General features: G+C 62.2%; 7 protein-coding genes. 6 read left to right on the top strand and 1 reads right to left on the bottom strand.

From position 1 onward, the window contains the following. Positions 1-187: 187 nt before the first annotated feature. The gene (gene fepB, locus HMPREF3140_RS21085) at positions 188-1,147 is read right to left on the bottom strand and encodes a Fe2+-enterobactin ABC transporter substrate-binding protein (protein WP_004147526.1); all 960 of its coding nucleotides are present in this window, start codon (positions 1,145-1,147) and stop codon (positions 188-190) included. A gap of 188 nt (positions 1,148-1,335) precedes the next feature. On the opposite strand from fepB, the gene entC reads away from it, so the two are divergent. The 6 genes from entC to HMPREF3140_RS29385 form a co-directional block, all read left to right on the top strand. Beyond that, positions 1,336-2,511, top strand: coding sequence for an isochorismate synthase EntC (gene entC, locus HMPREF3140_RS21080; protein ID WP_032411014.1), 1,176 nt, complete (start codon positions 1,336-1,338; stop codon positions 2,509-2,511). 9 nt (positions 2,512-2,520) lie between these two features. After that, on the top strand, positions 2,521-4,128 hold the full coding sequence (gene entE, locus HMPREF3140_RS21075) for a (2,3-dihydroxybenzoyl)adenylate synthase EntE (RefSeq protein WP_032411016.1): 1,608 nt from the start codon (positions 2,521-2,523) through the stop codon (positions 4,126-4,128). A 13-nt stretch (positions 4,129-4,141) separates the two neighbouring features. Beyond that, positions 4,142-4,993 carry an enterobactin biosynthesis bifunctional isochorismatase/aryl carrier protein EntB gene (entB, locus tag HMPREF3140_RS21070; RefSeq protein WP_023282279.1) on the top strand — a complete coding sequence of 284 codons (852 nt, stop codon included), beginning with the start codon at positions 4,142-4,144 and terminating at the stop codon, positions 4,991-4,993. Positions 4,994-5,001: 8 nt separating this feature from the next. Continuing rightward, entirely contained in the window at positions 5,002-5,748 is a 747-nt protein-coding gene (gene entA / locus HMPREF3140_RS21065) for a 2,3-dihydro-2,3-dihydroxybenzoate dehydrogenase EntA (protein ID WP_024622880.1), read from the top strand. Beyond that, on the top strand, positions 5,749-6,162 hold the full coding sequence (entH, locus tag HMPREF3140_RS21060) for a proofreading thioesterase EntH (RefSeq protein ID WP_002893892.1): 414 nt from the start codon (positions 5,749-5,751) through the stop codon (positions 6,160-6,162). It begins immediately after the preceding gene. Positions 6,163-6,518: 356 nt separating this feature from the next. After that, positions 6,519-7,520 (top strand): carbon starvation CstA family protein (locus tag HMPREF3140_RS29385; RefSeq protein WP_323807267.1); only part of this gene is annotated, 1,002 nt, incomplete at its 3' end.

Genomic DNA, 7,520 nt, shown 5'->3' with positions numbered 1-7,520 from the left:
GTAGGCCGGGCAAGCGCAGCGCCGCCCGGCAAGGTGTTCAGGCTGCGTACCCGGCCTGATGCCCGGTGGCGGCTACGCCTTACCGGGCCTACGGTACTGGGGGACGCTGGCATTGTAGGCCGGGCAAGCGCCGCGCCGCCCGGCAAGGTGTGCAGGCCGGGTTCCCGGCCTGATGGCGCAGCCCGCGTTAGCCGAACAGGCTGGAGAGACGCTGGAGCACCAGCAGAGCGCTGTAGTAGTCAAGGCGGAAGGTCTCGGTGCCCAGCGGGTAGACGCGTTTGCCTGCGACCGCCGGGAGATGCGCCAGCAGCGGGTTGGCGTAGATGGCATCCGCATCTTTCTGGTCGCCGGCGAACAGGAACAGGCTCTGGCCGTTCAGACCGGCCGCGAGGTTCTCCCCGCCCAGTTGCACGATATCGTGGCGTTTACCCTGGCTATGGCTGGCGGGCAGGCCGCCCGGCAGCGTCGCCAGGCTAAAGCCCAGCTGTTCGAGCATCTGCCCCTGAGCCGATTCCGGCGTCCAGATATTGGCGCTGTGCGCGGCGGCGGTATAGACCAGGGCGGTCACCGGCTGCGGCGGCAGTTTCATTTTTTCTTTTAACGAAACGAGCTGTTTATTGAAGTCGGCAATGCGCGCGCTGGCCTGTTGTTCATGACCGGTGATCTGCCCCAGCTGGGTGAGCAGGGTTTGCCAGCTTTTATCGTCATAGTTGATGACCAGCGTCGGGGCGATGGTTTTAAGCTGATCGTACAGCGGCAGGGCGGAGTCGCCGCCGGTCGCGCTCACCAGGATCAGATCCGGCATCTGGGCGGCCACCGCTTCGGCGCTTGGTTCGCCGATGTACAGCCGCGCCAGCTTGCGGGCTTTGGCAACCTCGCTCCACTGGCGCAGAAAGCCCTGGCTATCGGCGACGCGGTTGTTCGGCGTGGTCGCGCCGCTGGCGACCACCGGAGCGTCAATCGCCAGCAGCGAACCGGTAAGCGTCACGCTGGTGGAGACAATGCGCAGCGGCTGACTCGGCAGGGTATGCGTCCCGTAGCTGTCGGTGACCTGGCGCGGCCAGTCCGCCGCCTGGGCTGAGGTAATTCCTAAAAGCAACAGCATGCCGGTCAGCGCACCGCGGCGGCAGAAAGAAAAGAAGTTCACGTCATCGCATCCTGATTTGAAAGGTGATAAATGCGTCTCATTTTCAACTTTGTGCCAGCAGGATGCAAGCCAAAGTGGCGGCGCCATGACGTAACGCGGTTGACATGGCGGGCAATACCTTTTAGGTTAGCCAACCAAAATATAAATGATAATTATTCTTAATATCTTTATCGTTTTTGGAGGAAGATATGGAAACGTCACTGGCTGAAGATGTAAAGAAACCGACCCGGACCCTGTCGCCGGACAGCTTCTTCTTTATGTCGCCGTACCGCAGTTTTACCACTTCAGGCTGCTTCCGTCGCTTCTCACAGCCCGCCGTTGGCGGCGATGCGCTGAACGGCGAGTTCCAGCAGCAGATGGCGGCCGCCTTTGCCGAGGCCCGGGCGGCGGGGATCCGCAAGCCGGTGATGGTCGGGGCTATCCCGTTCGACACCTGTCAGCCTTCCGAGCTCTATATCCCCGAGCGCTGGGAAGCGTTCTCTCGCCCGGAAAAGCAGCGTTCCGCCCGCTATGCCGCGCCGCTGGAGGCGATGGAGGTGATGGAGCGTCGGGAGATCCCGGAGCAGGACGCGTTTTTAGCCATGGTGGAACGCGCCGCCGCGCTGACCGCCACCCCGGAAGTCGACAAAGTGGTGCTATCAAGGCTTATCGATATTACCACCCGCGACCGCGTCGACAGCGGCGCGCTGATGGAGCGACTGATCGCCCAGAACCCCGCCAGCTTTAACTTCCACGTGCCGCTCTCCGACGGCGGCGTGCTGCTGGGCGCCAGCCCGGAGCTGCTGCTGCGTAAAGAAGGACAGCACTTCAGCTCTCTGCCGCTGGCCGGCTCCGCCCGTCGCCAGCCGGACGATGTGCTGGATCGGGAAGCAGGCAACAGGCTGTTGGCCTCCGGCAAAGATCGCCACGAGCACGAGCTGGTGACCCAGGCGATGAAGAGCGTGCTGGGCCCGCGCAGCAGTCAGCTGTCGCTACCGGAGTCGCCGCAGCTGATTACCACCCCGACGCTCTGGCATCTGGCGACGCCGATCGCAGGCACCGCGCTGGCGGAAGAAAACGCCATGTCGCTGGCCTGTCTGCTGCACCCGACGCCGGCGCTGAGCGGTTTCCCGCATCAGGCGGCGAAGCGCCTGATTGCTGAACTGGAACCCTTCGATCGCCAGCTGTTCGGCGGCATCGTCGGCTGGTGCGATGACGAAGGCAACGGCGAGTGGGTGGTGACTATCCGCTGCGCGCGTCTGCAGCAGCGTACGCTGCGCCTGTTTGCCGGCGCGGGCATTGTTCCGGCCTCCTCGCCGCTGGGCGAATGGCGCGAAACCGGCGTCAAACTGACCACCATGCTTAACGTATTTGGCTTGAACTAAGAGGCAAGGATGATTGCATTTACCCGTTGGCCGGAAGAGTTTGCGGCCCGCTATCGTCAAAAAGGCTACTGGCAGGATCTGCCGTTAACCAATCTGATCACCCGTCACGCGGACAATGACGCCGTGGCGATTATCGATGGCGAGCGGCAGATTAGCTACCGCCAGTTTAACCAGCTGGTGGACAACCTCGCCTGCTCGCTGCAGCGCCAGGGACTGAAGCGCGGGGAGACCGCGCTGGTGCAGTTGGGCAATGTCGCCGAGTTTTACATGACCTTCTTTGCGCTGCTGCGCATCGGCGTCGCGCCAGTGAACGCTTTGTTCAGCCACCAGCGCAGCGAACTTAACGCCTACGCCGCGCAGATTAAACCGGCGCTGCTGATTGCCGATCGCGAGCACGCGCTGTTTGCTGACGATAGCTTTCTCCACGCGTTTATCGCGGAACATCCTTCCCTGCGCGTCGCACTGTTGCGTAACGACGGCGGCGAGCGCGATCTGGCGACAGAGATTAACCGCCCGGCGGATAACTTTATCGCCAATCCAACCCCTGCCGACGAAGTGGCCTTTTTCCAGCTCTCCGGCGGCAGCACCGGGACGCCGAAGCTTATCCCACGCACCCATAACGATTACGACTACAGTATCCGCCGCAGCAATGAGATCTGCGGGATTAACGCTGAAACGCGCTACCTCAACGCGCTGCCGGCGGCGCATAACTATGCGATGAGTTCCCCGGGTTCGCTCGGCGTCTTCCTCGCCGGCGGGCGGGTGATCCTCGCCGCCGACCCGAGCGCCACGCTCTGTTTCCCGCTGATCGAAAAACATCAGGTTAACGTCGCGTCGCTGGTGCCGCCGGCGGTCAGCCTGTGGCTGCAGGCGATTCACGAATGGGGCAGCAACGCCCAGCTGCAATCGCTGCAGCTGCTGCAGGTCGGCGGCGCGCGCCTGTCAGCGACCCTCGCCGCGCGCATTCCGGCGGAAATCGGCTGCCAGCTGCAGCAGGTGTTCGGCATGGCGGAGGGGCTGGTGAATTACACCCGCCTTAACGATAGCCCGGAGCGGATCATCAATACCCAGGGCTGTCCGATGTGCCCGGACGATGAAGTGTGGGTGGCGGATGCCGACGGCAACCCGCTGCCGCGCGGCGAAGTGGGCCGTCTGATGACCCGCGGCCCTTATACCTTCCGCGGCTATTACAACAGTCCGCAACATAACGCTGAAGCCTTTGATGCCGATGGATTTTACTGCTCCGGTGATCTGATTTCGATCGATGAAGATGGCTATATCACCGTCCAGGGCCGGGAAAAAGATCAGATCAACCGCGGCGGCGAGAAGATCGCCGCTGAAGAGATCGAAAACCTGCTGCTGCGCCATGAGGCGGTGATCCACGCCGCGCTGGTCAGCATCGAAGACAATCTGCTGGGCGAGAAAAGCTGCGCTTATCTGGTGGTGACCTCGCCGCTGCGCGCCGTCGCCGTGCGCCGCTTCCTGCGCGAGCAGGGGGTGGCGGAATTTAAACTGCCGGACCGCGTGGAGTGCGTTGCCGCGCTGCCGCTGACGCCGGTGGGCAAAGTCGATAAAAAACAATTACGTCAGTGGCTGGCCGAAGGCAAGCTGGGCTGAAGGAGAACAGAGAATGGCAATCCCTAAATTACAGGCATATGCGCTGCCGGAAGCCAGCGATATCCCGGCGAACAAGGTCAACTGGGCCTTTGAGCCGTCGCGCGCCGCGCTGCTGATCCACGATATGCAGGAGTATTTCCTCAACTTCTGGGGCGAAAACAGCGCGATGATGGAGAAAGTGGTGGCTAATATCGCCGCCCTGCGCGACTTCTGCAAACAGAACGGCATTCCGGTGTACTACACCGCCCAGCCGAAAGAGCAGAGCGATGAAGACCGCGCCCTGCTGAATGATATGTGGGGGCCGGGTCTGACCCGCTCGCCGGAGCAGCAGCAGGTGATTGCCGCGCTGGCGCCGGATGAAGACGATACCGTGCTGGTGAAATGGCGCTACAGCGCGTTTCATCGCTCGCCGCTGGAGGAGATGCTGAAAGAGACCGGTCGCGACCAGCTGATCATCACCGGCGTTTACGCCCATATCGGCTGCATGACCACCGCCACCGATGCTTTCATGCGCGATATCAAACCGTTCTTTGTCGCCGACGCGCTGGCAGATTTCAGCCGTGAAGAGCACCTGATGGCGCTGAAATATGTCGCCGGCCGCTCCGGACGGGTGGTGATGACCGAAGAGCTGCTGCCGCTCCCAGCCTCCAAAGCGGCGCTGCGCGCGCTGATCCTGCCGCTGCTCGACGAATCCGACGAACCGATGGATGATGAAAACCTGATCGATTACGGTCTGGATTCGGTGCGGATGATGGCCCTGGCCGCCCGCTGGCGCAAAGTGCACGGCGATATCGACTTCGTTATGCTGGCGAAAAACCCGACCATCGACGCCTGGTGGGCGCTGCTCTCCCGCGAGGTGCAATAATGGCGGCGCTGGATTTTCGCGGTCAGACCGTGTGGGTGACCGGCGCAGGTAAAGGGATTGGCTATGCCACCGCGCTGGCTTTCGTCGAGGCCGGGGCCAACGTCACCGGGTTCGACCTCGCCTTTGACGGCGAAAGCTACCCGTTTGCCACCGAAACGCTGGACGTCGCCGATGCCGACCAGGTACGCGAGGCATGCAGCCGGCTGTTGGCGAACACCGAGCGTTTAGATGTGCTGGTGAACGCCGCCGGGATCCTGCGCATGGGCGCTACCGACCAGCTGAGCGCGGAAGACTGGCAGCAGACCTTCGCGGTCAACGTCGGCGGGGCGTTCAACCTGTTTCAGCAGACGATGGCCCAGTTCCGTCGCCAGCGGGGCGGGGCGATCGTCACCGTCGCCTCCGATGCCGCGCACACGCCGCGCATCGGCATGAGCGCCTATGGCGCCTCGAAGGCGGCGCTGAAAAGCCTGGCGCTGACCGTCGGCCTTGAGCTGGCGGGCAGCGGGGTGCGCTGTAATCTGGTGTCGCCGGGCTCCACCGACACCGATATGCAGCGCACCCTGTGGGTCAGCGACGATGCAGAGCAGCAGCGGATCCGCGGCTTCGGCGAGCAGTTTAAGCTCGGCATCCCGCTGGGTAAAATCGCCCGCCCGCAGGAGATCGCCAATACCATTCTGTTCCTCGCCTCTTCTCACGCCAGCCATATCACCCTGCAGGATATCGTGGTTGATGGCGGCTCGACGCTGGGGGCGTAAATGGCCTGGAAGCGAGAGCTTACGCTGGCGGCGCTGAACGCCAGCAGCGAAAATACCATGGTGGCGCATCTTGGCATCATCTACACCCGACTGGAAGAGGGGCTGCTGGAGGCGGAGATGCCGGTGGATGCGCGCACGCATCAGCCGTTTGGCCTGCTGCACGGCGGCGCTTCCGCGGCGCTGGCGGAGACGCTGGGCTCGATGGCCGGTTGGCTGATGACCGAAGAAGGGCAGTGCGTCGTCGGGACTGAGCTTAACGCCAGCCATCACCGGGCCGTCTCCAGCGGGAAAGTGCGCGGCGAGTGCCGTCCGCTGCATCTTGGTCGCCAGAGCCAGAGCTGGGAGATTGTGGTGTATGACGAGAAGGGGCGGCGCTGTTGCACCTGTCGTCTGGGCACCGCGGTGCTGGGCTAAGAAGCCGCTGTTTCCCCGGCTTGCGCTACGCTTAGCCGGGCTACGTATCGGCGCAATGGGGTAGCCCGGATAAGGCGCAGCGCGCCGCCATCCGGGAGTTTCCCTGCTCGCATTGCGCTTAGCAGGACTACGGATCTGTAGGTCGGGTAAGGCGTTAGCCGCCACCCGACAAAAAAAACGGCACCGTTCACGGTAACCCTTTCATTCATTTTCCTGCCTTAAGTGATCTCGCTAGCAATGTGAGACAAATCTCTGTGGGTGTACGGCATCTGCGATGTTTCGGTGTTGTTAAATTCTGCGTTGTGATCTAGAAACAAAATGTAACATCCTGATTACCCTACCGGTGGACCACAACAATGAATAATTCAGGGAAATACCTTATCTGGGCGCTGCTCTCCGTCATCGGAGCCTTCGCCCTCGGCTATATCGCTTTAAACCGGGGTGAGCAGATAAACGCGCTGTGGATTGTCGTCGCCGCGGTCTGCGTTTATTTGATCGCGTATCGTTTCTACGGCCTGTATATCGCTAAAACCGTGCTTGGCGTTGACCCGACGCGGATGACGCCCGCGGTGCGGCATAACGATGGCCTCGACTACGTTCCAACCGACAAAAAAGTGCTGTTCGGTCACCATTTTGCCGCCATTGCCGGCGCGGGGCCGCTGGTGGGCCCGGTGCTCGCCGCGCAGATGGGCTACCTGCCGGGGATGATCTGGATCCTCGCCGGCGTGGTGCTGGCTGGGGCGGTACAGGACTTTCTGGTGCTGTTTGTTTCGACCCGCCGCGATGGCCGTTCGCTTGGCGAACTGGTTAAAGAGGAGATGGGACCGACCGCTGGCGTCCTGGCGCTGGTGGCCTGCTTTATGATCATGGTGATCATCCTCGCGGTCCTGGCGATGATTGTGGTGAAAGCGCTGACCCACAGTCCGTGGGGGACATACACCGTCGCCTTTACCATTCCGCTGGCGATCTTTATGGGCATCTACATCCGCTATCTGCGTCCGGGACGCATCGGCGAGGTGTCGGTGATAGGCCTGGTGATGCTGGTGTTCGCCATCATCTCCGGCGGCTGGGTGGCGGAAAGCCCGACCTGGGCGCCGTGGTTTGATTACACCGGCGTACAGCTGACCTGGATCCTGGTGGGCTACGGATTTGTGGCTGCGGTACTGCCGGTCTGGCTGCTGCTGGCCCCGCGCGATTATCTCTCCACCTTCCTGAAAATTGGCACCATCGTGGGGCTGGCGATTGGCATCCTGATTATGCGCCCGACCCTGACGATGCCGGCGCTGACCAAGTTCGTCGATGGTACCGGCCCGGTATGGACCGGCAACCTGTTCCCGTTCCTGTTTATCACCATCGCC

Origin of the sequence: Klebsiella sp. HMSC16A12, from assembly GCF_001808265.1 — a bacterium.
Classification (GTDB): Bacteria; Pseudomonadota; Gammaproteobacteria; order Enterobacterales; family Enterobacteriaceae; genus Klebsiella; species Klebsiella pneumoniae.
Note: the sequence above shows the minus strand (reverse complement) of the source record. Positions and strands in the feature narration are given on the sequence as shown.

Coding starts and splice junctions, on each gene's coding strand:
- entH (WP_002893892.1), top strand. CDS start 5,749: ATGGCCTGGAAGCGAGAGCTTACGCTGGCGGCGCTGAACGCCAGCAGC.
- entB (WP_023282279.1), top strand. CDS start 4,142: ATGGCAATCCCTAAATTACAGGCATATGCGCTGCCGGAAGCCAGCGAT.
- entC (WP_032411014.1), top strand. CDS start 1,336: ATGGAAACGTCACTGGCTGAAGATGTAAAGAAACCGACCCGGACCCTG.
- entE (WP_032411016.1), top strand. CDS start 2,521: ATGATTGCATTTACCCGTTGGCCGGAAGAGTTTGCGGCCCGCTATCGT.